Here is a 26,011-nt window from a genome sequence, read left to right on the forward strand (position 1 = left end):
CCCTTACTTACCGGCTTTCCGAGCGGCTCGGGGCCTGCTGCTGGTGCGGGTCCGCACGGAGGTAGGGTCCCGCCTTGGCCACGTACAGGTAGCGTGCATGTTTCAGCGCCTCGGCCGTGGAGCGGTAGGTGAGCTTGGCGAGGCTCTCAGGCAATTCGTCATGGGTGATCGAGATCCACGCGTCGCCAATCAGTACCAGCACCACGTCGCAGGAGCCGACAGCCCTGGTGATCGCCTCCACGAGTCATCACCCAGCTGGATTGAGTCGACATCCCTGGCCGCCGCCGTAGCGGTTCGCCAGCCGGTCGTACAACCATCCGGCCGGGTACGCGGTCTCTTCCCGCCGGTAACTGATGAAGATCCGGCCGGATGCTGTCGGGGAAGAACCAGCCAGGGCGCACGCCTTCTCACCAGGGCCAGCGCCGAAAAATCATATCGGGGCGGGCCTACTGGCGGGAGTTCAGGGCGTCGAACTGCTCCTGCCACAGGGCAAGTTCATAGTCCTTGTAGAGCCGGTGGGAAGGGGTCCATTTGGGCCAGATCCCGGATGAGTCCCGGGCGTCGGGCCGGACGGGCGGCGCCGCCGGAGCCTTTGACGGTGCACGCCGTACCGGCGGCGGCGGGGCTACCCGCGGCGCGGAGCTGACAGCCTTCGCCTTCCGCCGGTCAAGGCGTCCAGGAACCACCAGACGGATTTGCCCGCAGCCCAGACGATGCCGCAGAGGACCATGACACCGCAAAGGAATGCGACCCAGATGAGGAGCCCGATGATGGGAAAGAGCACCATGGCCCATTTTACCGAGGCGGGCCCCGGTTGGGGGAGGGGCTGTCTGGTTTTGCGGCTGCGGTTCCGGAAGGTTTAACTGCCGACCTTGGCCACTTCAACGTGTACCCCCGCATCCCGGAACTTCTGCACCTGCCCGGGGTCGGCGCCGTCGTCCGTCACCAGGGTCCAAGGCAGCGCCAAGCGCGCCCACGCGTGGAACGGCCGCAGCCCGAGCTTGGAGGAGTCCGCCAACACGTAGACTTCCCGGCCCCGGCGGGCCATGAGCTCCTTAAGCCGGGTCTGGGCGTGGTCGGCCTCGCAGATGCCGTCCTCGGCGGTGACGGCGTCGGCGCCCAGGAACACCCGGTCGAAGCTCATCCGCTCCAGCGCCGCCTCGGCCAGCGGCCCCACGAAGCTTTGCGAGACGCCTCGGAGCCGGCCGCCGAGGCAGTCCACAACGATGCCCTCGGAATCGGCCAGCTCCTGCAGTGTGTTGATGCCCGGCGTCGTCACCGCCAACCGATCAAACCCGCGCAGCTCGTGGGCCAGGGCACCCGCGGTGGAGCCGGCGTCGAGCAGGATGGACTCTCCGGGCTGGATTACGGACGCTGCCCAGCGGGCGATGGCGTGCTTCTGCTCGAACGCCTCGCCGGTGCGCTGCCGCAGCGACGCCTCCGGATGTGCGCCCATCGCCATGGCCCCGCCGTAGGTGCGGGCCAAACGCCCCTGTGAGTTCAGCAGCGCCAAGTCGCGGCGGATCGTGGACGCGGTCACCTCGAACCGGGCGGACAGCTCCTCCACGGAGGCCAGACCGGTGGTCACGGCAAGGTGGTAGATCTCCTCGCGCCGCGCGTCTGCGGTGAGCATTCCCGGTCTCCTTCCCGTGGACATGGCGGTGGCAGCGCTATCCATGCTAGTTCCGGCCCCCAAGATTCAGCGTTACACGGCGACGGACGGCCGGGTGGCCATCTCGGCCGCCTGGTGCAGGGCCTCCACCATCGACCGGGAATCGGCGATTGCCTTGCCGGCGATGTCGAACGCGGTGCCATGGTCCACGGATGTGCGGATCACGGGCAGGCCCACGGTGATGTTCACGCCGGCCTCGATGCCCAGCACTTTTACCGGCCCGTGGCCCTGGTCGTGGTACATGGCCACCACCAGGTCGTAGTCGCCGCGGCCGGCCAGGAAGAACAGCGTGTCCGCCGGCAGCGGGCCCACCGCGTTGATCCCGTCCGCCTGCGCGGCCTTCACGCCCGGCTCGATCTTCTCCGCTTCCTCGCCCTGGCCAAACAGGCCGTTCTCGCCGGCATGCGGGTTGATGGCGCACACGCCGATCTTCGGGTTGGGGATGCCCGCCCGGACCAGCGCCTCGTGGCCGCGGCGGATGGTGCGCTCCACCAGGTCCGGGTTGATCTTGCGGATGGCGTCCACCAGCCCGATGTGCGTGGTCACGTGGATCACCCGGATCTTGGGCGTGGACAGCATCATGGACACCTCCTCCGTGCCCGTCAGGTGCGCCAGCAGCTCGGTGTGCCCGGGGAAGATGTGCCCGGCCGCGTGCAGCGCCTCCTTGTTCAGCGGCGCAGTGCAGATGGCCTGCACCTTCCCGGCCATCGCCAGCTCGCTGGCCACCCGGATGTATTCGTATGCCGCGTGCCCGGCAACCGGGGAGAGCTGGCCCCACGGCAGGTCCTCCGGCAGCAGGTTCAGGTCAATCACGTTCACCCGGCCCGGCGTGAACACCGCGTCCTCCACGTTCCCGATGCTCTGGATGTCCGCCTCGATGCCCAGGATGTCCGCGGCCTGGCGCAGGCGCAACGCGTCGCCGATCACCACGGGCCGGCACTCGGCGTTGCTCTGCGGATCCAGTACGGCAGCCACCACCACCTCCGGCCCCACCCCGGCCCCGTCGCCCATGGTCACGGCCACGTACGGGAGGGCGGCCTGCCCGGTCTCGGTCACTGCGTCGGTTGTCATGTCTGCTCCAGAGGGTTGGTCCAGCGGGGGAAGGTTGGTGGTGGGAGCCTGCGCGGACTGTCCGCGGCGCTCCCGGATTTCGTCGTAAAGCTGCAGGAGGGCCAGGTCGTCGCCGAAGCTGCCGGGCTTGGTGCCAACCAGCGTCCCGTCATCGGCACGGCTCAGCACGGCCCCGTGCTGTACCGCCGCGAGCGGCACCAGGCTGTGGCGGCCGAGGGCGTCCAGGACTTCCCGGGCCGTCTCGCCGCCGGTGAGGATCAGGTCGGTGGGTGTTGCCTTGGCTGCCTGGGCGGCGAACCTGGACAGGGCCTGGACGATGCGGGCCGACCCGGACGGGTCCACTCTTGCAGCAGCAAGTGTGATGGCTACGCAGTTGCCGGCCCTCAAATCGTCTATAACCTGGGCCAGTTGGGAAGCGTACGCATCCCTGGCACCTGCATACAGCGGGTGCAGCCGGACCACCGTGAAGCCGCGTACTCCCAGTTGCGCCAGTTGCGCCTGAGCAGTTCCGGATGCGGAGCCGACGACGGCGAGCACCGGCCTGTGGGCTTCCTGCGGTTCCGCGGTGGTTGCGTCCGCCGTTGCCACGCTTTGCGCACTTCGCGCAACTCGTGCAGCCAGCCGCTGCGCGAGGACATCAGCCGTGCCGCCGGTTCCCACCAGCACGATGCGGCGGTCGCCGGCCTGGAAGTCCAGTTCCAGCAGGGCGTCCACCACGTGCTGGAGGTCGTGGACGGTTTCGCCGTCAGCCACAGCCAAGGAGGGCCCGGCGGAATGGAGGAGACCGGCCAGTGTTTCGGCGAGCGAGCCCGACCGGCCCGCCGCCAGATTCAGCGCCTGCACCGATGCCGGCTTTTCTGGATGGAGCAATGACGCAATGTCGGCCGGAGGGGCCGAAAGCTCCGCCTGCCACAGGTCCGTCTCCGCCAGGGGAGTACCGGCCACCAGCGGCCGGCCGGTTACGACGGAACGCTGCAGCTGGGGGAGTGCCCCCACAACAACAGCATGGAAACCAAGGCTTGTCAGCGCAGCCACTTCGGCCCGGACGTTCCCGCGCCACAGCGAGTCGATCTTCTTGAACACTACCTGCGCGCCGGAGGCCTCGGGACTGGAGAAGGCGTCCTTGGCCAGCACTTCCGCGGCGGAGTCAAGAAGTCCGCGGGAATGGGTATCGGCAACCACCACGTCGGCGACAGGCCCCGCAAAAGAGGTGCCGCCGTCGTACGGGCCTGAAGTACCCGCAGCAAGCAGGACCTGCGTGGACAAGCCGTGCCGCACAAAGCAGTAGCCAACCTCGGCGGCGCCGGAGAAATCGTCGGCCTGCACAAATACAGAAGCCACGATGCTCCTCTCCTCTTTAGTCGGCTAGGATCCCGCTACTTAGCGGGAAGCTCCCCGCCATCATGGCACGGCTGCGTGAATCACGCCAAATAGGTTGCGCGCTTTGCGCATGAATGGGCAAAAGCCCGGAGGACGTGGCCGCCCTGGCCGCGTTCCTCCTGGGCCCGCACGGCAAGTCCATCACCGGCCAAAACTACGTCATCTGCGGAGGCGCCTCCCTCTAACCCAAACGCGTTCCATGGGATTTGGCGCCCTTGACAGCAACTCCGGGCTTGGGGAATATCAGAAGTCCGGTGCGCATTGCTGTCCCTCGCAAGCCGTCTTGCGGTCCGGATTCCCGAAGGGGTTGCCCGATGCGGTCAGCGCTCACTCGTCCCAGATTCTTCCGGAGTGTGGCCGCGACCGCCGCCGCCATTCTGGCGGTCTCTGCCGCGGGTTGCACGGGTGCCCCGGAGCAGGGCGGGTCCGCCACGCCTGACGTCCGGATCGCTGCCGTCGGCGACATGAACGACGCAGGGAACATTGACCCTGACAGCCCGTCCGGCCGGAACGCTGCTGCGATCACCCGGCTCGTGCAGGACAACGAGATCGACGGGTTCCTGGGTCTCGGTGACTTCCAGTACGACACCGCCTACTGTGACGACTATGTGAACTACTGGGCTGCCCTGTGGAGTGGCACGATGCCCAAGTTGTACTGGGTTTCGGCCCCCAACCATGACTGGGAACCCGGCCGCAACGAGGACCTCGACAATTTCATGAACGGCCAGTGCCCGGGGGCTCCGGAGAAGGCTGCGATCAACATGGAGCGTGGACGCATCGGCAACGGGGAGGCGTACTCGAAGGACTTTGGGAACTGGCACTTCGCGTTCCTGTCCTCAGCGCACTGGCGGTACAACCCCGCACGGGCCGGGGCGATGACAAGATGGCTGGACAGGGACCTCGCCGCCGCGAAGGAGGCGGGGAAGCACCTGGCGGTGGTGCACCATGAGCCCTACTTCACGTCGACCACGGCCGAGCACGAGCGGGCTGGCGACCACAAGCCGTGGATCGATGTGATGTGGAAGCACCGGGTCCGCCTGACCCTGTCAGGATCACAGCACAATTACGAGCGGTCATGTCCGGTGAACAATAAGGACAAGTGCGTCGACGACGGGATGACGGCGTTCCAGGTTTCCACGGGCGGGATTGCACTCCGCCCCTTCACCAGTAGTCCGCGCTACATCGAGAAGCGGTTCAGCGACACCCACGGATTCCTTCGGCTGACGTTGCATTCTGACGGGTCCTTCGATTGGAACTTCGTTGCAACAAGGGGGCCGAGCACGGACTCAGGGACGCGTCCCGCGCCGTAGCTAGATACATCCAGAGCACTAGCTGATGGCGGTCATGACGTTCCAGCCGTCGCCGACTTTGATGCGCCAGCCGAAGAGGCCGTTGCCGGTGCCGGGGTAGGTCCAGAGGGTGCCGTTGGTGTCGCGGGCGGTGAGGTCGGGTTTGCCGTCGCCGGTGAGGTCGCCGGCGGCGCTGATGGCGGTCATGACGTTCCAGCCGTCGCCGACTTTGATGCGCCAGCCGAAGAGGCCGTTGCCGGTGCCGGGGTAGGTCCAGAGGGTGCCGTTGCTGTCCCGGGCCAGGAGGTCGGGCAGACCGTCGCCGGTAAAGTCCCGTGCTGCCGCCACAGGAGCAGGGAGCCAGGCCTCACGGCCCGTGTTGAGCAGGCGGTTAGGTGTGCCCGGTGACGCCCCGGTGATAACACCCGGGACGGCGGCTGAGGTTAGTTCCGCGGAAACTCCTGCCGGCGCATGCCCGGGGTTTTGGGACAGGACTACGGCCGCAGCCCCGGCAACGTGCGGGGCCGCCATGGAGGTCCCGTTCAAGGTGGCCGTCGCCGTCGTCGAGGTGTGCCCAGCTGACAGGATGCCGACGCCGGGCGCGTAGAGGTCAACGCAGCTGCCGTGGTTCGAGAACCATGCCTGGCGGTCCGAGGAATCGCTGGCTGCCACAGTCAGCGCCTCGGGCACCCGTGCGGGGGACCGGGTGCAGGCATCCACCCCGGTGTTGCCTGCGGCCACGACTGTTGTGACGCCGTCGCTGATGACGCCCCGGACGGCCGCGTCCACCACACTGTTGGCCCCGCTGCCTAGGCTGAGGTTGGCGACGGCGGGTGTCCCCGCGGCGTGATGCGCCGCAATCCAGTCAAGGCCCGCGACGACGTCCGAATCGTAGCCGGAGCCTTCGCAGTCGAGGACGCGGACCGGAACAATGGTCGCGGCCTTCGCCACCCCGAACGTCCTGCCGGCGATGGTTCCGGCAACGTGGGTGCCGTGTCCGTTGCAGTCGCCGCTGCCCAATCCGTCGGCGACGGCGGTCCAGCCCGCCGCGACCCGCCCGCTAAAATCCGTGTGCGCAGCCAGCACTCCGGTATCGATCACATAGGCGTTGACGCCGGCCCCTGAGGACGGCGGCGTGAACGTGCCGGAGAGCGGGAGCGACTGTTGGTCGATCCTGTCCAGCCCCCACGGCGGCGACTGTTGGGTCTCATCCAGCGAAACGGGCGCGTCCACCTCGATGGCCGCGATCCGGGGCGAACGGGCCAGGGCAGCGGCCTGCGCCTTCGTGGCTGTGATAACTGCACCCCGCACCGCGGCGGAGAAGGTTTTTCCCACGGCCACGCCCTGGGACCGCAGGCCCTGGGCTTCGTTGGCGACGTCGGCGCCTGGCGAAAAGCTGACCAGGTACCGTTCTGTGCCGCCCTGGTCGGGCGCCACAGCAGAGGTTGCCGCAGCAGCTGGCAAGGCTGCCGGCAGAACAGCGGCCGCAACCATGAAGGCGCCAAGGGCGCCCAGCAGTCGTTTCGAAGATGGCATGGTTATCTTTCCCCCCTGTGCACTCCGGCTGAGCCCGAAGCCTGTCCCGACGCTGGGTCCCGCCCAGAAAACCGGCCGCTGTGGACCTAGAAAAGTCTACAGGAGCAGTCCGGGCCACGGCCGATGGCGAGCCGCAGGGGGAATCCCGCAACTCCTTTCAAAGGTTTGCTGGCGTGGCACAGTGGCTTTATGAGCATCGAACAGTGGTGGGCAAAACTGCAGCCATCCACGAAGGAGTGGCTGATCGAGAACAACGGCGACGTGGTCCCGCCGGCGGTGGTGGCAGAGATTGCCCAGGCGGGCGGACCGCCCAGTGACGATTCATGGTGGGCGAGCCAAAGTGAAACCCAGGGGCACTATTTCCCCGACGACGCCATCGACTGGGTCGAGACAACCGCGAACGACGAGGCCGCCGAATAGCACCTTGCGCCTCCTGTGGCGTTCCCCGCCCAGCGGATCCTAACTGGCAGGAGTTCGCGGTGGCGCCCGTCTTCAAAGCGTGGCGGGAATCGGGCGCCCAGGGAAGAGCGTGGAGTATTGCCGCCGGTACATGCGGCGTCCGACCAGCCGGTAGGCAAGCCGGACCGGCAGGGGGATTTCCTTGAACAGTTCCGCCCGGTCCTTGGGCGGATTCGTGGCAAGCACCATGCCGAGGTAGGCCACCATGAACTTCTTGTCGAACTGCTCAATCCCGTGCTGGCCCACCCCTTCCATCTCCTTCTGGTTCATCACCCGGTCCACTACGGGCATCACCTCGGTGACCTCACGGCGGAGGTGCACCTTGAGGACGGATGAGAGGTCCTCGTAGAGGCCGGCGAGTTCCGTGCCCGCCTCGGTGTCCGCCGTTTGCATCCAGCGCAGCCTGACAGGCTCGATGGCTTCAAGCCGCTGCGTGACCTGCTTATGCTGTTCAAGCATCAGGCCCACGTGCAGGGCGCAGGCCGGCGCGCGCTCCGCGATTTGCGGGTACATGAGCAGGTCTTCGCCCTCGTGGTGGACGTGGAGCACCTTGTCGAAGTTCCCGAGCACCTCACCCACGTACGCGGCCCGGCCGGTATCGCCGGGCCTTACGGAACGCACCAGGCCGGGTGCTTCGTCGTAGGCCCACAGGAAAAAGCGGTGGATGCGCCGCATGGCCGCCGTCCCGGTACACAGGACCGGCCCGGACGGAAGTGGAGCCGCGGTCTCGCCGGGCTGCATGGTGAAGAAGTCGGTCATCGGTGGCCCCTAACGGCGCTGAATCGAGACCAGGACCTCTCCCCGGGAGCATCGTAACGCTCGCCTCCGGGCCGCACAATGGCCTGCAGGACGGGTCCCTCGGCTCGCCGGAACTGCCTACCCAATGTGCGTTAGGGGGCGCCGTTGCCTGTAATGCCGCCGTGGCCGGTGCCAGACTTAAAACGACCCGTGGACATTCAAAGAAGGTCTGCCATGACGACCCACAGCCATCGGCCGCGCGGGTGGGCGGCCCGGCATGACGTCCTGCTTTACCTTGTGCTGGCATACGTTATCTCGTGGTCCATCTGGCCGCTGGTCCTGTTGAACCCGGTGAGCAGCCCGCTGGTTCCGTTTGGGCCGGGGCTGGCCGCCGTCCTGGTTGCCGTCACGGCGGGTGGCCGCAGGGAGTTGTTCGGGCTTCTGCGCCAGCTGGGGCGGTGGCGGGTCCATCCGGGATGGTACGGCGTTGCGCTGGGTGTGCCCTTGGCCGTGGCGGGCATCGCCTTTGGGGCTGCCGTCATGGCCGGAGCGCCGGTCCCGCGCTGGGAACCATCCGATCTTCTGCAGGTTGCCGGCTCCATCGCTGTCACAGTGGTCATCGTGGGGATCTTCGAGGAGCTGGGCTGGCGGGGCTTTCTCCTGCCGCGGCTGCAGCGCGGCCGGAGCGCGCTGGCGGCCGCAGTGTTGGTAGGCCTGGTGTGGCTGCCGTGGCACCTTCCCGAATTCGTGTCGGATCCGGGCCAGCGGCCCCTTGCCCCATTCGCGATCTACATCCTGGGACAGTCGGTGGTGCTCGCCTGGCTCTACAACAGCACCCACGCAAGCCTGCCGATGGTCATCCTGTTCCATGCCGCCCTCAACAGCTACGCGAGGTTCTTCCTTTCCGAACTGCAGGGAGGCGGCCCATACCTTGTGGCGTGGTACGCCCTTGCCGGCGTGACCGCCGTCCTGGCCCTGGCCGTCACGGCGTATGCCGGCAGCCGCAACCTTGCCAGGAGTGAACTCAAGCCTGTCCACTAGCGCAGCGGGACCTGCCGTTGCGCTGCGCCGGACCTAAGTCCCTGTTCCGGGAGGCGGTCTAAAGCGTAGGTTGAAGGAGAGTCCCGGAACAGCGGGGCCAGCGCGAGGGGGCATCATGACCAAGCCCAGGGTTTCGGCATTCAGCGTTCTGGGGCTCTGCGCCCTGTTCACGCTCTCAGGCTGTTTCGGCCCTCCGTCCCCGTCGCCCACAGGCAGCGCCTCGTCCCCGGGCTCCTCCGGGACGGCCACGACGACGGCGACCCCCACCTCGCAGGCCAGCGCACCGGTGACTGCATCCCCCACGGCGACAGCGCCGCCGTCGTCCGTTCCAGCGAGTCCGCCGGCGACGGCGGAACCCGCCCCGCCCGGCCTTCCCGAGCAGGTGGCCCCGCTGACGGTCTACTACGTGGCCATCGACGATAACGGCATCTCCGGGCCCAGGATCGGCTGCGGCGACAGCCTTGTTGCCACCACCACCGCACCCGTCCGCTTCACGGACCAGGTGGGCCCCAGCGTCGGCGCGCTGCTGGCGAACAAGAGCCGCGACGTCGGCATGTCGGGGCTGGTGAACGTCCTGTACCAGTCGGACCTCCGGTATGTGGGCGGCGAGCTGGACGGCAGCACCATCACCATTTATCTGGAGGGGCAGTTCATGCTCGGCGGCGTGTGCGACATTCCGCGCGCGAAGGCACAGCTGGAGTACACCGCCATGACGGCCGCGGGGGCCACAAGCGCCCGGGTGTTCGTCAATGGACGGCCGATCGACGAGGTGCTCAGCCTCAAGTAGCGCACGGGAGCAGGAACCGAAATGCCCCCGGCAGCAGCGGGAGCTGCGGCCGGGAGCATTTCGTAACCCGAAGGGGCGCCGGTACGTCGTCCGGAAAAGGGTTCAGGCGTGCGCCTTGCTGTGCCCCTTGGTGAGGACCAGGGCGAGGGCCACCATTCCAACGCCGAGCAGCAGGTGCAGGACGTTGTCGAAGCCGTTCAACGGGACGAAGTTGCCGGCCGAATCCTGCGGAACCACCAGGCCGTAGACAAAGAGGACCAGGTAGATGATGCCGCCGTAGAGCAGGAAGGAACGCGCTCCGCCCGCAGTCCGGGCCAGGGCAATGCCGGCTGCGCCGAAGAGCAGGTGGACGATGTTGTGCAGGGCCGAGACCTGGAAGAGGCCCAGCAGCATGGCTTCGGAGTGGTGGCCGGCGAAATGCAGCTGGTCGAAGTTGGCCGTGATGCCCGGCACGAAGCCGAGGACGCCGACCAGCAGGAATACTGCACCCACAGCCAGTGATGCCTTTTGCACGTTGGTGCGGGTTGCCAAGCCTGTATTCGTGTGAGTTGCCATGGTTTCTCCTGAATGCGATATGCGTCTATGGGTTCAGCTGGAGGTTTTTACCTGCCGGCCCAAGGGTTACGCCAGCAATTCGGGCCATATCGCATTTCGGATGGGTGCGCACTTAAAAATGATTTATACGAGTGCTCTATCCAGCCACTCATGATGCGAGCAAGATAACCGTATGAAAAAAGCAGCCATCGCCGGTTTCGCGGCGGCAATCATGGGATTCAGTGGAATTACATTTGCGGCCCAGGGCAATGCTGCTGCTGAGCCGTCATTCATCGCGGGCCAGATCATGGTGAAATTCCGCGACGACCGCGCTGCCGCGGGTGCGCTGCGCGGGCACGGCCTCAGCGAGGGCCCTGAAATCGGCAGCACCGGTGCGCAGCTGATCAAGGTGCCGGAGGGGCGGGAACTTCACCTTATTGAAGCCCTCAGCCGGAACCCTGTGGTGGAGTATGCCGAGCCGGACAAGATCGTCAGGCCCGCCACAAATGACCAGTACTTCCCGGACCAGTACGCCCTGCAAAATGATGGCCAATCGTTCACCAACACCGCCGGCACTGTGACTGTTGACGCGGGAACGCCTGACGCCGACGTGGACGCCGTTGAAGCGTGGAGCGTCACCACCGGGAGTGAGATCGGAGTTGCGGTCCTCGATTCCGGCGTCGCAACCGACAACCCGGACATCAACCCGAAGGTTGTGGCGCGGGCAAACTTCACCACTGCACGAAACAATGAGGACAATTACGGCCACGGCACTCACGTCGCCGGCATCGTAGCCGCCATCGGCGGCAACTCCATTGGCGTCGCCGGTGTTTGCCCTGGCTGTGAAATTCTGGCCGGCAAAGTCCTCAGCGACACAGGAATGGGCTCAAGCTCCGGCCTTGCCAACGGCATCAACTGGGCGGTCAACAGTGGCGCGAAGGTCATCAACATGAGCCTCGTCGTGGGAGCATCAACCACTCTTCAAACTGCCGTCAACAACGCCTGGAGCAGGAATGTGGTGCTCGTGGCGGCAGCAGGCAACGGGGACAACCAGACCATGATGTACCCGGCCGCTTACCCCAACGTCATTGCCGTCGGGGCCACCAACAACCACGATGCCAAAGCCACGTTCTCCACCTACGGAGCCAGCTGGGTGGATGTAGCAGCACCTGGAGTCAGCGTCTACTCCACCTTCCCCAACCACAAGTTCGTCATCGGGAGGCAGAACGGCCGCTCCCTCGGTTACGACATCGGCAGCGGAACGTCCATGGCCGCGCCCATTGTTGCCGCGGTGGCGGCCCTTGCATGGAGGTCCCATGCAGGCGCCGACAACAAGTCAGTCCGCGCAAATGTCGAATCAACAGCCGAGCTGAAGGCGGGCACGGAATCCTTCTGGAAGTACGGCCGCGTGAACGCAGACCTGGCCGTCCGGCAAGGACTTTTGTAAGTGCCGGGGGCGCCGGATTGTTGGGTCCATAGTCCTCTGGACGCCCCTGCCTGGGAGGCTTAATTTGGGAGTAAGCGGATAAAGGAAATCTGATGAAGCCCTTGCTCCTGGGCGTCTGCACGGTGGCCCTGCTGTCCCTGGGGTCAGGACCGGCTGCAGCCGCTCCTCCCAACATTTACCACACGATTTCGAGCACCCACGGTTCAGCAGCGGTGGTGGCCACAGCGGGCTGCGAGCAGACAGAAATCTTCGTCTCCTCAAGCCTGGCCATGTACGCGGGTCAACCGGGTCCGGTGAACAAGCAGGGCCTGACAGGCGTGTTGGTGCGGATTACGGACATCTGTGCGGTGGCGCCCGGCGGGATCGGTGCCGCGGCCGGTGGCGGCGCGGTGCTGTTCCAGGCGGATGGCCAGAACATGGCGCCGCTGGTGGTGGATCCCCGGCTGACCAGCGCGTCCGTTGCCACGCAGTTGCCGGGGACGGACGGGGACGGCAACCCGGTGACCATCAGCCTCGCGGCATCGTGGACCGGCACGGGGCCGCTTGAGCATGACACCGGCCATGACCACCAGAACTTCCCGGGCGTGGGCAACGTCAACTCGACGGGCAACAACCTGCGTCGTACTGCCACAGCCACTGTTTCAGTTGCAGTCAACGGACTGACGGCTGCGGGCACCGACACCGAGGCATCCCTGACCCAGGTGAAGTCACGCTGCATCGAAATTGCCCGGCCGGGAGTGGAAGAGTTCTTCCCCTGCTTCGGGTTCCCAGGGTAGCCGGCCAGGCTCCCGCCGAGCGCATGGCTGACCTCAACGTCAAGGAGCGGGGCTTCCTCCACCTGCCGATCGCCACCGCCGCGTCCCAGCCTGCCGAGCAGGTGCTGCAGCACTTGGGCTCCAGCCCGGAGGGGCTGTCCGTCCCGGAAGCGGCTGCCCGGCTCGCTGCCCTCGGGCCCAATGCCGTCCGCACCCACCGCGCCAACATCTGGGCCGTGCTGGGCAGGCAGTTCGCCAGTCCCATCCTGATCCTGCTGATCGTCACGGCCGCCCTGTCCCTCGTCCTGGCCGATGCCACCAACTCTGTGGTGATCGGCGTGATCCTGATGGTCAGCGTGGGGCTTGGCTTCACCAACGAGTTCCGCGCCGAGCGTGCGTCCGAGGCTTTGCACTCCCGGGTCACCCACCGGGCCGTGGTGCTGCGCGGCGGAACCACCAGTGAAGTGGACGTCACCGTCCTGGTACCTGGCGACGTCGTCCATCTTTCCCTCGGTGCCATCATCCCGGCGGACATCCGGCTGCTGGAGGCCAACGACCTCCTCTGCGACGAGAGCATCCTGACGGGGGAGTCCCTGCCCGCTGCCAAGGACCCTGGGCCGGTGGCGGCCGGCGCGGCCCTGGGAGACCTCGCCTCCTGCGCGTTCATGGGCACCGTCATCCAGTCCGGCGCCGGCACAGGGGTGGTGGTGGCCACGGGCGGCCGCACCGAATTCGGGCGGATAGCGCTGGGCCTGGGCGAGCGGCAGCCGCAGACCGAGTTCCAGCTGGGGCTCAAACGGTTCTCGTTCCTGCTGCTGCAGGTTGCCGTGGTGCTCACCACGCTGATCTTCATCGCCAACCTGCTGCTGCAGCGACCGCTCATCGAATCGTTGCTGTTCTCCCTGGCCATCGCGGTGGGCATCACGCCCCAGCTGCTCCCCGCCGTCGTCAGCACCAGCCTGGCCACCGGCACCCGCCGCCTGGCGAAGCGGAAGGTGCTGGTGAAGCGGCTGGTCTGCATCGAGGACCTGGGGGACATGGACATCCTGGTCACGGACAAGACCGGGACGCTCACGGAGGGGCGGATCAGCTTCACGGGCGCGCTTCCCGCCGCCCCGAACGTGTCCGACGCCGGCCTGCTCACCTTGGGCCTGCTGGCCACCGAGGCGGACTATACCGAGGCCAAACTGTCCTCCGCGGGGCAGAACCCGTTGGACGCCGCACTCTGGGACAGCCGCGGCGCGGCGGGGTTTGACCCGGGACGCTTCGAGCGGGTTGACCTGGTGGCGTTCGACCACCGGCGCCGCCGCACCACCGTCCTGGTCCGGGAGGACGGCGGGCCCGCCCGCCTGGTCACCAAAGGCGCGCCGGAGGACGTCCTGGCATTGTGCGGCCCCACTCCGCCTCCGGTGCGGGCCATGCTGGAGGAACAGTTCGACGCCGGTGCGCGGGTTGTGGCGGTGGCCGCGCGCCCGGCTGCCGGGCTGGCCCAGCTCACTCCCGGCGACGAGCGCGGCCTGGCTCTTGCCGGATTCCTGGTATTCCTGGACCGGCCCAAGGCCAACGCCAGGGAATCCCTGGACCGGCTGGAGGAGCTGGGGATCACGGTGAAGATCGCCACCGGGGACAACGCGAAGGTTGCAGAAAAGGTCTGCGCGGACCTGGACGTGAAGTCCGGGGGGACGTTGTCCGGCGCCGATATCGATGCGCTCTCCGACGACGAACTCGCTGCCGCCGCCGGCCGGGCCACCATCTTCGCCCGCGTTTCGCCCGAGCAGAAGGCGAGGATCATCACGCTGCTGCGGCAAAGCGGCGGGTCCGTGGGCTTTATGGGGGACGGCGTCAACGATGCCCTTGCCCTGCACAAGGCGGACATCGGCATTTCCGTTGACAGCGCCACGGACGTGGCCAAGGACGCCGCCGACGTCGTGCTCCTGGACAAGGACCTCGGCGTCCTGGCTGAAGGCGTCCGGGAAGGCCGCCGGATCTTCGCCAACACCATCAAGTACGTGCTGATGGGCACGTCCAGCAACTTCGGCAACATGTTCAGCGCCGCCACGGCATCCGTGGTGCTGAGCTTCCTGCCCATGCTGCCAGGCCAGATCCTGCTCAACAACCTGCTCTACGACACCGGCCAGCTGGCCATCCCGGGGGACCGGGTGGACAAGGAACAGCTGCGCGCGCCGTCCCACTGGAACATCGGGTTCATCCGGCGCTTCATGCTGCTCTTCGGACCCATCAGCTCGCTCTTCGACTTCGCCACCTTCGCCCTGATGCTGGTGGTGTTCGATGCCGTGCCGGGGGAGTTCCGGGCGGGGTGGTTTATCGAATCCATCGCCACCCAGACACTCATCATTTTCGCGATCCGGACCCGGCGCGTGCCGTTCCTGCGCAGCCGCCCTTCCGCCGGGCTGCTCGGGGCATCCCTGGGCGTGGTGGCGTTGGGCATCTTCCTCCCGCTCTCACCGCTGGCAGGGGTGCTGGGCTTCGACCCGCTGCCGGTCCCGTTCTTCCTGGCCCTGCTCGGCATGATCGTGGTCTACCTGGTCCTGGTGGAGTTCGCCAAGCACTGGTTCTTCTCCCGCAGCGCCCAGCTGCTGCCTGCCGGGCCGGTGACCGTCCGCCGTCGTCCGGACACGCACCACCTCTCCCGCCGCGCCTTCCGGTTCAGTGCACCGGTGAGGGTGCGCCCGCTCGAGGTGCGCCGCCGCCGTCGCCGTACTTCCCTTCCGCCCGCTGCTTGATGCCGCGCAGCATCCCCACCTCCATGTAGTGGTGCAGCGGGTCGCCGATGAACATGTCGACGGCGCGGGCCAGCAGCAGCGCGCCGGGCACCTGCCGCACGGCCGACGCGGCAGCCCTGGTCAGCGCAGGGGCGTCGGGCGCGGCGCCCTGGAGCGCGGCACCGATGTACCCCGTTCCCCGGTACCGGACGATGAGGCGGGTGCAGTTGTTGGGGAGGGGCCGCAGCACGAACGCCTCTCCCGCGACGAGGTGCCGGTTGGGCTCGATCTCCGTCACGGTTGCGTAGGCGCCACCGCCGTAGGGCACCTGGTCGCCTACCTTGAGATTCTGCAGTTCCGGGTGGATGCGCGCAGCCGAGTGCTTGCCTTCGACGTACCGGGCACGGACCATGGCCCGTTCCACGAGGTCGTGGCTGTAGAACCCGGCACGGTAGATCCCCATTTGCACGATCCAGGGCCACACCTGCTCCGGCGGGGCCTCGATGGTGATGGCCCGGGTGCTCTGGAACGCCGGGCGGGGCACCCGGTCATCCCCGGGCAGGGGCTCAACCGCTTCCTCGCCCTGGGTGCCCCACCGCAGCATGGCCGGACGCCACAGGAGGTACGCAAGCTTGAGCACAAATGACCCGGTGAGCACCGCTATTGCCGTGCGGTCTTTCATCCCACAGCCTTCCACCTACTGCCCAGTGGCCACTTCCCAGCAGCGCGCCGTCGCCCAGGTTTCAGCGTGAACCCGGGCGGGCTTCGGCCGACGCCTTGATGCTGGCAAGGAGTTCCGCCTGGCTGCGCTCGGACATCTTGATGACCAGCGAGTCAACCGCGGCCTCCGCCATGTTCCGGGGGACCACATCTGAGCGCATGTGCAGCCGGGTTCCGCCGTTCTCCGGAGCCACCTCCACCTTGAACACCGGACCCAGGGCCGCCTTTGACGTGAAGTACTGGTTTGGGACGAACTCGGTGTACTCGTGCGTCGTCTTAAGGGGGATGCCGAGGACCTTCCACGCAACCTGGAAGGTGGTCCCCACACCCTCCGGCGTGGTTTTCAGGTCGGAGACCTGGACGTCCTGGCCCAGCCAGACCCGAGGATCCTTGACCAGGTCAAAGACCTCCTGCACCGGCGCGGCGATGGTGATCCCATCCGACCAGGTCAGCGTCTGGGTGAACTTTTTCTCGCCGGGCTCAGGGGCTGTCTTCTCCCCGGTCTCCAGCAGGCTCTTGATGTTGGCCACCATGCCCTGGACGTCGTTTTCGGTGATCCGGGCGAAGATGGCCTGGACCGGCACCCGGACGACGGGCGCGGGGATGTCCAGGTGCTCCTCGACGGTCAGCTCCGTGCCGCCGTTGGCCGGTTCCAGGGAGAACGTGAGCACAGGTCCCACGGACGCCTTGGAGACGATCTGCTTGTTGGGAACCACCTCCCGGTACTCGTGGGTCACGCCCATGTGGATGCCCCACATCTTGGCAGACCACCGCGCGGAGGTGCCCACGCCGTCGGGCTTGACGTCGAGGTGAGTCACTTCGGACTCGCCGGGCATGGCGGTCATCCAGTTCGTGGGGTCGCTCAGGAAGGAGAACACCCTTTCCACCGGGACGTTGATCGTGGTGCTCCGAACGACGTTCTTGCTCATTTCATCTCCTCTCGGGCAGGAGCGTGCATCTCAGCTCCTGGTTCCAGTGCAGTCCCAACGGAGCAACGGAAACAGAGGAAAAGGTCCCAGCAGGCCCGCATGCTTCCGCCGCAGTTACCGGGCCGCTCCCTCCCGCGGGGTGGACCGGATCACTCGGATTACTCCCTGCGAGGACATTAGGACCGGCGGTCCCGGGACTGCACCAGTGTTGCCCACAGGTGCCACAGCATTCCGGCGAAGGTGACCAGGAACGCGGCCAGGGCCAGCCACAGCTCGGTGCGGCCGATCGCAGCGACCAGGGGGAGATGGTCTGCCTGGCCCAGATAGATGCCGGCTACTGCATACATGCCGAGGGGAAAGATGACGCTCCAGAGGCCGGGCTCGAAGGAGAGCGGCACGCGGTGGATCACGTGCCGCCACCACCCTGCGGCAAGGAGCACCGGGAACAGCCACGACGCGAAGGCCCAGAACACTACGGAGGATCCTGCAACGAGTCCCCGCGTCGCATCGACCATGGGCGCCCCGGCCATCTCGACGATCCGCGCCCCGGCGAGGACGCTGATGGCCATGGCGCCCATTGATACGAAGTACTGCGGGCGGAGGTCCTCCGGCCGGATGGGGTAGATCATGAGCCGCAGCGAAACGAAGATTCCCACCGCGGCGTACAGGATGAGCCCCACCGACCAGGCGACGACGGCGGTCAGCGCCAGGGCGGCGCGCCAGTCCGGCCCGGCAAGGGGTTCCAGGGATGCCGCGGCCACCGCGACGGACTGGCTTGCCACGCACCAGATGAACCACGTCCCGTTCGCGTCCCTGACCACGGGCCGCTCGTCCCGGCCGAGTACGGCAGTCCATGGCACCACGTAACCCAGCACCACCCAGGCGAGGACGCCGACGGCGAGCAGCGCCGCCGTCGCGCCTGTCCAGCCTGCCATCCCCAGACGCACGCCCAGCACGTTGGTCCCGGCAATAAAGGTGAAGAAGCCGAATGCGCGGGCGGGGTCCATGAAATCCCGCCGCATGTCCGCCGGATACCTGGCGAGGCGCACCAGGCTGAGCAGCAGGATCATAGCGTAGGAGGATGCGCAGACCACCAGGAGTGCGGCGGAGAGTGCGTGGAAGCCTTCCAGTTCCAGCCCCACGGAGATGATCCCGCTGGCCATGGTGAGCGCGAAGTACCCGGGCGTGAGGGTCCTGACGGCGTCCAGGACACGGGAACCGAAAGACCTGGGGACACCGATGGCCGTGTTCATGGCACCAAGCTTAGGGCTGCCGGTTCCCGCATTCATGAGCTTCAGGCACCGAAAAAACGGTCCAGCGCCCAGTGCCAGCTGGTCAGTTCCTGCTCCAGCCGAACGGAGGAACCGTGCACGTCATGGCGGAGTGCGTCATACAGCTAGGCCTCTTCACCGGACAGGCGCCCGAGCGCCGCAGCGGACGGCGACGGCTCGCTGCCCCACACCTCCCGGTGGGCCGGCAGGGTGGCCTCATCCACCAGCGTCCCGCTGGTTGGGGCCGGTGAATGCCTTCATGAACAAGGAGATGGCCAGCGGTGCTAAATTCCCGTCCCGCCTAAGCTGCACGTCGCCACTGACAATCACCGGTCACCCGCGGAGGTCATCCACGGTTTCTGCCGTGCTGGCATCGTTTTCCGCCTGCTCCCAGTGCCGGCGCAGCAGTTCGGCCAGCCGCTGGGGCTCAATCCGGTGCGGAGGGTCGAAGTGGTGGCGCTTGGGGAACACCTCCAAGTGGAAGTCAGGGAAGAAGACCCTCGCCAGCCGGCTCGCAATCTCGCCATATTCATCCGGGTTGCTCAGTGCGCCCAGGGCGTAGAACACGGGCGGTTGAAAGGCAGCCAAACGTGCCCTGTCCAGGTTGTACGTCCTGAAGGTCCGCAGGAACGCCTTGATCCCTGCGGGCCGCTTGGCCATCCACGGCGGCGGGGGACCCGGTGGGGGCGGCGGAAGGACGACGTCGGGCCTGACTCCCAGCCTCATGAAGGCGGGCATGAACTGCTCGGGCGGAAGAGCCTCCAGCGGCTCGTACTGCTTCCAGAGTTCGGCGTGGGCGGGGCTCCAGTCCCAGTTCCCGGCCCAGGCAGGTTCAAGGAGGGCCAGGCTGAGCAGCCTGTCCGGGTGCTTGGCCGCGAAAGCCAGCGCGGCCGCGCCGCCGCCGGAGTAGCCAACAAGGTGGAATGTCTCCCACCCGCGGGCGTCAGCCTCCCGCAGCACGCCCTCGACCTCGGTGTCCAGGCTCCAGCCGGGCGGCGGCTCGTCGTCCGCGTAGAGCTCCAGGTCCTTGGCAACCGCCTGCACGTCGGGCCCCAGGGCTTCAATCAGCGCGCCGTACGCCAGTTCGGCGGGAAGGACGGAGCCCGGAAGCAGGATGACCCGAATCGGTTTCATGGAAAAACCCTACGCCGGGGCGGGGCGTTGGCAAGGGTGCGTTTTTCCGGTGTCAGCTTCCCAGGCCGGCGATGTGCCCGGCCACGTATTTGGCGTCGTCCCCCACCAGTGCCAAGGTGGCCGAGGCGTGCCTCGTCAGCCAGGGCAGCCCGACGGCGTACAGGCCGGTGACCTCCGTGACGCCCCGGGAGTGCCGGGGGTAGTTCCACCCGTCCAGCACCGGAATGTCCAGGAAGCTGAAGTCCAGGCCGTATCCGGTGGCCCAGATGACCGATGTGATGCCCTCCGCGTCCAGGTCCACCCGCGCCGGACTCCGCGGGCAGCCAGGCGTCGGCTGTCGGTGTCTCCGGCGGCGGGGCATCAATGCCGGCCGCCGCAATGTAGGCGTCCGCCATTAGCTTCAGGCGCTGGCCGAACCCTGCCTCAACCATCGCCAGGCGTTCGGGGAGGTCGTCGCTGAAGGTGAGGACGCCGTCGTCGGTTCCCTCAAAGCGGCCATGCAGCCGGACGCCGCGGCGGCCCAGTTCCCGCACGCGGATGCTGTGCCCGCCATCGTTCCCGGAAACCAGCGGACTGCACATGAAACGTGCCGCGGGGGAGGGGAGCTGCTCCACCTGGAAACCGTTGATGCCGTACTCAGGGCCGTGGAGGTTGACCTGGAGGATCCAGTGGAAGACGTCCTGGCCGCGGTACCGGCGCGGCGCCTCGGGGCAGCTTGAAACCGCCAGGTGGACTTCACGGCCGGCGGCCAGCAGGTCCTCGGTGATCTGCCCGCCGGATTGGCCGGTGCCCACCACCAGCACTGCGCCGTCCGGCAGCTGCTGCGGGTTGCGGTACCCGTGGCTGTGCAGCTGGAACACATGCGGGGAAAGTCCGGCCGACGCTGCTGGGATGCGCGGCAGCTGGAAGGCACCGTTCGCCAGCACAACCTTCTGTGCCGCGAACCGGCCGCCCGTGGTTTCCACGCTGAATCCGCCGTTGGCCCGGCGCATCCGCGTAACCTCAGTGCCCAAACGCACCGGCGCCGAGATCCGCGGCGCATAATCGCGGAACAGGTCAATGACGGCGTCGCGCGGCAGGAACGCGTCCGGCTCGGGGCCGTCGTAGGTCAGCGCCGGAAGCATGAATGAGAAGTTGGGCGTGTTCAGGTAGAACGAGTCCCACCGGTCCTGCCATGCCCCGCCCAGATCCTCCCGCCGCTCCAGCACCTGGTGCTCCACGCCGTGCCGGGTAAGCCAGTAGCTCGTGGCCAGGCCGGCCTGCCCGGCCCCGATCACCAGGGAGTTGATGCTCTGTGCCGTGTTCATGGTTTCTCCCGGTGCTCGGGACGGGTGTGAATGTTCGCAGGATATGCCTCCTGCGCCCCCGTGGTAAGTGCTGCTCCAAATCTCCTGTAGTGTTGATCCTGTTGTTGTGTTTATGCAGTTGGTAGTTCAGGCAGTACGCGCGGTCGAAAGTCCGCGTTCTTCTGAAGTAGCGGTTTTGAACACCCCACGCCGGAGGGCCCGAAAGTCGGGATTTTCCCTCTACCTTCACGAAGGACAAAAATAATGGCTACTGGTACCGTCAAATGGTTTAACGCTGAAAAGGGCTTCGGCTTCATTTCCCCCGATGACTCCTCACAGGACGTGTTCGCACACTACTCTGCGATCAACTCCAACGGCTTCCGCTCCCTCGAAGAGAACCAGAAGGTTTCCTTCGACACCGAGCAGGGCCCCAAGGGTCCCCAGGCCACCAACATCCAGGCCCTCTAATTCATTAGGGAATCTGGGGCCTTCGGGTTTCGAATTTTGAAAAAGCAGGGCCGGTCACTGACCGGCCCTGCTTTTGGTTAACCCGGGTGTGCCACCGGAATCCGCCGGAGCCGTTCCCGCCTTTGCACTCCGCATCAGCATTGAGGACAGCGAACCAGAGACCTGGCGCCACCTGTCGGTTCCCGCTGCCCTGACAGTGGGGGAGTTTCATCTCGCCGTGCAGGCGGCCTTCGGCTGGGAGGACCGCCGCTGCCGTGAACGAATGTGCACGGGGCCTGAACGGTGATGCGCCGCCGGTCCAGGCGCGAAAACGCTACTGACCAGTAACAACGATGCAAAGCGCCCCGGGACCCGGCCGCGGCGCAGGTCTGGGGGATCGGGCTTTATTGGCTGCACGTCCGTGCAGAACCGGCCGCCACTGTCCTGTTTTGCCTAGCATTTGAAGGGCCCCGGGCGGGAACCGGGCCGCAGCGCAGGCTCCGGTTCAGGCCCGCCCACCCGCTGACTCGCAAACGAAGAGGTTTCCATGTCACTGCTCACAAAGGCACTGTCCCTGGCCGCGGCGGCCGTCCTGGCCGGCTCCCTCACCGCGGCACCCGCGCAGGCGGACGTCGTCGAAATTTCCCCGCCGGGCGCCAACGACTGGTCCTGCAAGCCGTCCGCCGAACACCCCTATCCGGTCATCCTGGTTCCGGGGACCTTTGAAAGCATGGCCAAGAACTGGTCCACCCTCTCGCCGTACCTCAAGAGCGCCGGCTACTGCGTCTTCGCACTCAACTACGGAGAGACGAACGGCGTCTACGCCACCGGGCCGGTGGCCGACTCCGCGCAGGAACTGGCCCCGTTCGTGGACGCGGTCCGCGCAGCCACCGGTGCCAGGAAGGTGGACCTGGTGGGCCACAGCCAGGGCGGCATGATGCCCCGCTACTACATGGGCTTCCTGGGCGGTGCGAAGAACGTCAACCAGCTCGTTGGAATTGCCCCCTCGAACCACGGCACCGAAGGCGTCATCCTTCCTCCGCCGGACGCTGTGGGGGACCCGGACTTCATGGCCCTGGGCTGTGCTGCCTGCGCCGACCAGCAGGCAGGCTCGCCGTTCATGCAGGAACTCAACTCCATCGGAGACACCGTGGCCGGGCCGTCCTACACCGTGATCTCCACCGTCTACGACGAAGTGGTGATTCCCTACAACAGCCAGTTCCTCTCCGGCCCGGCGCGGCAGGTCACCAACATCACCATCCAAGACAAGTGCCCGGCGGATGTGTTTGAGCACGACCAGACGCCGAACGACCCCGTGGTCCACCAGATTGTTGCCCATGCACTGGGCAGGACTTCCGGGCCGGCGGACCCGGCCTACCAGCCCCGCTGCATCTAGCCCGGAGCCACGAACGCAGGCCCGGCCGGCCCGCTACTTGTCCGGGTTCGGTTCCCGGACGTCCTTCTCGCCGATGTCGGCGGCACCCAGGGCAGCTGCTGCGGTGCTGTGGACCGGTTCGTGTTCGCGGACCCGGATCTCGGGGTGGTGCAGATCCAGGGCCGGCCGCTCCGAGCGGATCCTGGGCAGCGAGGTGAAGTTGTGCCGCGGCGGCGGGCAGGACGTGGCCCATTCCAGTGAGGCGCCGAAGCCCCACGGATCGTCCACGGTAACCTTCTTCCCGGCCCGCCAGGTGATGTAGACGTTCCAGAAGAACGGGATCAGGGAGGCGCCCAGCAGGAAGGAACTGATGGTGGAGAACTGGTTCATCCAGGTGAAGTTGTCCTCCACCAGGTAGTCCGCGTACCGGCGGGGCATGCCCTCGACGCCCAGCCAGTGCTGGATGAGGAACGTCCCGTGGAAGCCCAGGAGCAGCATCCAGAAGTGGATCTTGCCCAGGCGTTCATTGAGCATGGTGCCGGTGAACTTGGGCCACCAGAAGTAGAACCCGGCGAACATGGCGAACACCACGGTGCCGAACACCACGTAGTGGAAGTGCGCCACCACAAAGTAGGAGTCGGACACGTGGAAGTCCAGCGGCGGGGAGGCCAGGATGATGCCGGTCAGGCCGCCGAACAGGAACGTGATCATGAAGCCGATGCTCCAGAGCATCGGAGTCTCGAACGTCAGCGAGCCGCCCCACATGGTGCCGATCCAGTTGAAGAACTTCACGCCGGTGGGGACCGCGATGAGCATGGTCATGAAGGCGAAGAACGGCAGGAGCACGGCGCCGGTGACGTACATGTGGTGGGCCCACACCGTCATGGAGAGCGCGGCGATGGCGATCGTTGCGTAGACCAGGCCCTTGTAGCCGAAGATCGGCTTGCGGCTGAAGACCGGGAAGATCTCCGAGACGATGCCGAAGAACGGCAGCGCAATGATGTACACCTCGGGGTGGCCGAAGAACCAGAACAGGTGCTGCCAGAGGATGGCGCCGCCGTTTTCGGGATCGTAGATGTGGGCTCCGAAGCGGCGGTCCGCTCCGAGGGCGAACAGTGCCGCCGCCAGCGGCGGGAAGGCCATGATGATCAGGATGGCCGTCACCAGGGTGTTCCAGGTGAAGATCGGCATCCGCCACATGGTGAGGCCCGGGGCGCGCATGCAGATGATGGTGGTGATGAAGTTGACGGCACCGAGGATGGTGCCGAAGCCGGACAGTGCCAGGCCAAAGACCCACAGGTCCCCGCCAAGGCCGGGACTGAAGGTTGTATCGGACAGCGGCGCGTAGGCGAACCAGCCGAACGACGCCGCACCCTGTGGGGTGATGAAGCCGGAAACGGCGATGGTGGAACCGAACAGGAAGAACCAGAACGCCAGCGCGTTCAGCCGCGGGAACGCGACGTCCGGCGCGCCGATCTGCAATGGCATGATCACGTTCGCGAAGCCCGCGAACAAGGGCGTGGCGAACATCAGCAGCATGATGATGCCGTGCATGGTGAACAGCTGGTTGTACTGCTCCTTGGTCTGCAGGATCTGCATGCCCGGCTCGAACAGTTCGGCCCGGATGAGCAGCGCCATGACCCCGCCCATGCAGAAGAACGCGAAGGACGTGATCAGGTACATGTACCCGATGGTCTTGTGGTCCGTGGTGGTGAGCCAGTTGACCACGATGCTGCCCTTGCGGCGGGGTACCACGGCCGGCGCAGCGGTAGCGGCGAGCCCTTCACCTGAACGTCCGGTCGTGGTCATCGTTCCACCTCGCAGATCTCCTGGATGGCGCTGGAGGCCCCTTGCCTGAGCCCTACTTTGAAGGCTACTCAGGATCGCGGTGTCCGGGAAGTGCTTTGTTGGGCCGCCGGGACTAGTGCAGCCCCATCGCGTTCCGGACCTCGTCCAAAATGTGGTGCATCGCTGATTCCGCCACCGCGGTGTCCCCGCCTGCCACGGCTGCAGCCACGTCCTCATGCGCCTGCAGCGCCTCGTTCCGAGGCTTGAACGGCATCAGCCCCTGCTGGGTGCGGCTGGTGAGCACCTCCGCCACCATGCCCTCCAGCGCCCGGAACATCTCATTTCCGCAGCTCCGCAGCAACAGCCGGTGGAACTCGATATCGGCCGCCAGGAACCCCTGCAGGTCGCCGGCCTCACCCAGCCGCCGGAGCTCCGCCGCCAGGGCAACGAGCTGTGCGCGTTCCGCTGCACTGGCGCGCCTGGCGGCGCCTGCGGCGGCAATGGGTTCGACGGCGATGCGCAGCTCCGTGAGGCTGCTGTACTGGGCGTCGCGCCGGTCCGAGGCCAAGCGCCAGCGCACCAGTTTGGGATCGAAGACATTCCAGAGCCGGCGCTCCTGCACCACGATGCCCACCCGGCGCCTCGAATAGACCAGGTTCATCGACTCCAGGACCTTCATGGTGTCCCGCGCAACGGTCCGGGAAATTCCGTACTCGTGCTGCAGGCCTTCCAGGGTGAGCCTGCTGCCCGGGGCCAGCTTGGCGGAGGCGATGGCGACGCCGACCGCCTCCAGAACGCGCTCATGCATCGCGGGGGAGGCCCCGCCGTCGTGCGCCTCATCCGCACCCTCAACTGTCGCCGTCGACATCTTTCCGCCTCTCTCCGCGCAGAAGCGCATCTCCAGAATAGCGAACGAAACGCCAAAGGTATGACCTGTGACACGCAAAGATAGTATTTATTGTCCCCAAAGGTGATACCTTATGGCGTAGCCCACGCAAGAACGGGCACGCAGCGAGCTTCTTCGAAAGCCAAAGACGTCTTCCCCGGAGGTATGAACATGCAGAATCCCCCCACGCATCTTGTGGTCATGGGCGTAGCCGGGTCCGGCAAAACCACCCTTGCGGCGGGCCTGTCCCGCCAGCTGGGCTGGGCCTGCGCCGAGGCGGACGAGTTCCATCCGGCCGCCAACATCGCCAAGATGACAGAGGGCATTCCGCTGCAGGACGAGGACCGCTGGCCCTGGCTCCAGGAAATCCGCGCCTGGATGACCGGCCAGGCCCAGGCCGGCTGCAGCACCGTGATCACTTGCTCGGCACTGAAGAAAAGCTACCGCCAGCTCCTGTCCGAAGCGGAGGGCCGCGTCATCTTCCTCCACCTCGACGGCGGTGCGGACCTGATCAGCGAGCGGATGCAGGGCCGCGAAGGCCACTTCATGCCGCCCGCCCTGCTGCCCAGCCAGCTGGCCACCCTCGAGGCGCTCAGCCAGGAAGAGCTCGACGCCGGCAGTCTCCGCCTCGACATCTCGCAGTCACCCGAACAGCTGGTCGCCGCGGTCGTGCGGGCCCTCAACCTTTCCTCCGGCCAGGCGCCCCGCGCGTCCTGACCGCCCCTGATCCCCAACAAATCCTG

At 66.6% G+C, this 26,011-nt stretch carries 25 protein-coding genes; 11 read left to right on the plus strand and 14 right to left on the minus strand.

Features of this window, described 5'->3' with window-relative positions; all coding sequences use genetic code 11:
* Positions 1-7: 7 nt before the first annotated feature.
* From FHJ30_RS05980 to pdxA, 4 genes are all read right to left on the minus strand, one after another.
* Positions 8-241, minus strand: a complete 234-nt coding sequence (locus FHJ30_RS05980; protein WP_139028392.1) for a DUF4231 domain-containing protein — start codon at positions 239-241, stop codon at positions 8-10.
* A 205-nt stretch (positions 242-446) separates the two neighbouring features.
* Entirely contained in the window at positions 447-686 is a 240-nt protein-coding gene (locus tag FHJ30_RS05985) for a hypothetical protein (protein ID WP_139028393.1), read from the minus strand.
* Between the two features lie 173 nt (positions 687-859).
* Positions 860-1,633, minus strand: a complete 774-nt coding sequence (locus FHJ30_RS05990) for a DeoR/GlpR family DNA-binding transcription regulator (RefSeq protein WP_139028394.1) — start codon at positions 1,631-1,633, stop codon at positions 860-862.
* 72 nt (positions 1,634-1,705) lie between these two features.
* Positions 1,706-4,084, minus strand: coding sequence for a 4-hydroxythreonine-4-phosphate dehydrogenase PdxA (gene pdxA / locus FHJ30_RS05995; RefSeq protein WP_139028395.1), 2,379 nt, complete (start codon positions 4,082-4,084; stop codon positions 1,706-1,708).
* A 392-nt stretch (positions 4,085-4,476) separates the two neighbouring features.
* On the opposite strand from pdxA, the gene FHJ30_RS06005 reads away from it, so the two are divergent.
* On the plus strand, positions 4,477-5,433 hold the full coding sequence (locus FHJ30_RS06005; RefSeq protein ID WP_240793613.1) for a hypothetical protein: 957 nt from the start codon (positions 4,477-4,479) through the stop codon (positions 5,431-5,433).
* Positions 5,434-5,451: 18 nt separating this feature from the next.
* Here the strand turns inward: FHJ30_RS06005 and FHJ30_RS06010 are convergent, their stop codons facing one another.
* A complete protein-coding gene (locus FHJ30_RS06010; RefSeq protein WP_139028397.1) occupies positions 5,452-6,948 on the minus strand; it encodes a S8 family serine peptidase in 1,497 nt (498 codons plus the stop codon).
* 189 nt (positions 6,949-7,137) lie between these two features.
* On the opposite strand from FHJ30_RS06010, the gene FHJ30_RS06015 reads away from it, so the two are divergent.
* Complete coding sequence (locus FHJ30_RS06015) at positions 7,138-7,368, plus strand: hypothetical protein (RefSeq protein WP_139028398.1); 231 nt, start codon at positions 7,138-7,140, stop codon at positions 7,366-7,368.
* A gap of 72 nt (positions 7,369-7,440) precedes the next feature.
* On the opposite strand, the gene FHJ30_RS06020 is transcribed toward FHJ30_RS06015, so the two are convergent.
* Positions 7,441-8,166, minus strand: a complete 726-nt coding sequence (locus FHJ30_RS06020) for a hemerythrin domain-containing protein (RefSeq protein WP_139028399.1) — start codon at positions 8,164-8,166, stop codon at positions 7,441-7,443.
* A gap of 213 nt (positions 8,167-8,379) precedes the next feature.
* Here FHJ30_RS06020 and FHJ30_RS06025 point away from each other — a divergent pair, with 213 nt between their 5' ends.
* On the plus strand, positions 8,380-9,186 hold the full coding sequence (locus FHJ30_RS06025; RefSeq protein ID WP_171058942.1) for a CPBP family intramembrane glutamic endopeptidase: 807 nt from the start codon (positions 8,380-8,382) through the stop codon (positions 9,184-9,186).
* A gap of 115 nt (positions 9,187-9,301) precedes the next feature.
* On the plus strand, positions 9,302-9,973 hold the full coding sequence (locus tag FHJ30_RS21640) for a hypothetical protein (RefSeq protein WP_240793614.1): 672 nt from the start codon (positions 9,302-9,304) through the stop codon (positions 9,971-9,973).
* Positions 9,974-10,075: 102 nt separating this feature from the next.
* Here FHJ30_RS21640 and FHJ30_RS06035 read toward each other — a convergent pair whose 3' ends face one another.
* Positions 10,076-10,528 carry a DUF4383 domain-containing protein gene (locus FHJ30_RS06035; RefSeq protein WP_139028401.1) on the minus strand — a complete coding sequence of 151 codons (453 nt, stop codon included), beginning with the start codon at positions 10,526-10,528 and terminating at the stop codon, positions 10,076-10,078.
* Between the two features lie 172 nt (positions 10,529-10,700).
* On the opposite strand from FHJ30_RS06035, the gene FHJ30_RS06040 reads away from it, so the two are divergent.
* The 3 genes from FHJ30_RS06040 to mgtA all read left to right on the plus strand — a co-directional run bounded on the left by FHJ30_RS06040 (position 10,701) and on the right by mgtA (position 15,453).
* Positions 10,701-11,954 (plus strand): S8 family serine peptidase, encoded by a 1,254-nt coding sequence (locus FHJ30_RS06040; protein ID WP_139028402.1) that lies wholly within the window; start codon positions 10,701-10,703, stop codon positions 11,952-11,954.
* 92 nt (positions 11,955-12,046) lie between these two features.
* Positions 12,047-12,730, plus strand: a complete 684-nt coding sequence (locus FHJ30_RS06045) for a hypothetical protein (RefSeq protein WP_139028403.1) — start codon at positions 12,047-12,049, stop codon at positions 12,728-12,730.
* A gap of 23 nt (positions 12,731-12,753) precedes the next feature.
* Positions 12,754-15,453 carry a magnesium-translocating P-type ATPase gene (mgtA, locus tag FHJ30_RS06050; RefSeq protein ID WP_139028404.1) on the plus strand — a complete coding sequence of 900 codons (2,700 nt, stop codon included), beginning with the start codon at positions 12,754-12,756 and terminating at the stop codon, positions 15,451-15,453.
* Here the strand turns inward: mgtA and FHJ30_RS06055 are convergent.
* The 5 genes from FHJ30_RS06055 to FHJ30_RS06075 form a co-directional block, all read right to left on the minus strand.
* Positions 15,377-16,114, minus strand: a complete 738-nt coding sequence (locus tag FHJ30_RS06055; protein ID WP_139028405.1) for a hypothetical protein — start codon at positions 16,112-16,114, stop codon at positions 15,377-15,379. The two genes, mgtA and FHJ30_RS06055, sit on opposite strands and share 77 nt — an antisense overlap.
* 61 nt (positions 16,115-16,175) lie before the next feature.
* Positions 16,176-17,081, minus strand: a complete 906-nt coding sequence (locus FHJ30_RS06060; protein ID WP_139028406.1) for an SRPBCC family protein — start codon at positions 17,079-17,081, stop codon at positions 16,176-16,178.
* A 176-nt stretch (positions 17,082-17,257) separates the two neighbouring features.
* Positions 17,258-18,334, minus strand: coding sequence for a tellurite resistance/C4-dicarboxylate transporter family protein (locus FHJ30_RS06065; protein ID WP_139028407.1), 1,077 nt, complete (start codon positions 18,332-18,334; stop codon positions 17,258-17,260).
* A gap of 351 nt (positions 18,335-18,685) precedes the next feature.
* Entirely contained in the window at positions 18,686-19,486 is an 801-nt protein-coding gene (locus FHJ30_RS06070) for an alpha/beta fold hydrolase (protein WP_139028408.1), read from the minus strand.
* Positions 19,483-20,793, minus strand: coding sequence for an NAD(P)/FAD-dependent oxidoreductase (locus FHJ30_RS06075; protein WP_306669372.1), 1,311 nt, complete (start codon positions 20,791-20,793; stop codon positions 19,483-19,485). Before FHJ30_RS06075 ends, FHJ30_RS06070 begins: the two co-directional genes overlap by 4 nt.
* Before the next feature lie 243 nt (positions 20,794-21,036).
* Between FHJ30_RS06075 and FHJ30_RS06080 the strand changes: the two genes are divergently transcribed.
* From FHJ30_RS06080 to FHJ30_RS06090, 3 genes are all read left to right on the plus strand, one after another.
* Complete coding sequence (locus tag FHJ30_RS06080) at positions 21,037-21,240, plus strand: cold-shock protein (RefSeq protein WP_009372930.1); 204 nt, start codon at positions 21,037-21,039, stop codon at positions 21,238-21,240.
* A gap of 88 nt (positions 21,241-21,328) precedes the next feature.
* Entirely contained in the window at positions 21,329-21,526 is a 198-nt protein-coding gene (locus FHJ30_RS21980) for an IS1096 element passenger TnpR family protein (RefSeq protein ID WP_171058943.1), read from the plus strand.
* Between the two features lie 240 nt (positions 21,527-21,766).
* Positions 21,767-22,615 (plus strand): triacylglycerol lipase, encoded by an 849-nt coding sequence (locus tag FHJ30_RS06090; RefSeq protein WP_139028409.1) that lies wholly within the window; start codon positions 21,767-21,769, stop codon positions 22,613-22,615.
* 33 nt (positions 22,616-22,648) lie between these two features.
* Here the strand turns inward: FHJ30_RS06090 and ctaD are convergent, their stop codons facing one another.
* A complete protein-coding gene (gene ctaD, locus FHJ30_RS06095) occupies positions 22,649-24,403 on the minus strand; it encodes a cytochrome c oxidase subunit I (RefSeq protein WP_139028410.1) in 1,755 nt (584 codons plus the stop codon).
* Between the two features lie 112 nt (positions 24,404-24,515).
* Entirely contained in the window at positions 24,516-25,250 is a 735-nt protein-coding gene (locus tag FHJ30_RS06100; RefSeq protein ID WP_139028411.1) for a FadR/GntR family transcriptional regulator, read from the minus strand.
* Positions 25,251-25,439: 189 nt separating this feature from the next.
* Between FHJ30_RS06100 and FHJ30_RS06105 the strand changes: the two genes are divergently transcribed.
* A complete protein-coding gene (locus FHJ30_RS06105; protein WP_139028412.1) occupies positions 25,440-25,985 on the plus strand; it encodes a gluconokinase in 546 nt (181 codons plus the stop codon).
* Positions 25,986-26,011: the final 26 nt, after the last annotated feature.

Origin of the sequence: Arthrobacter sp. BB-1 (genome assembly GCF_006151685.1) — a bacterium.
Lineage (GTDB): Bacteria > Actinomycetota > Actinomycetes > Actinomycetales > Micrococcaceae > Arthrobacter.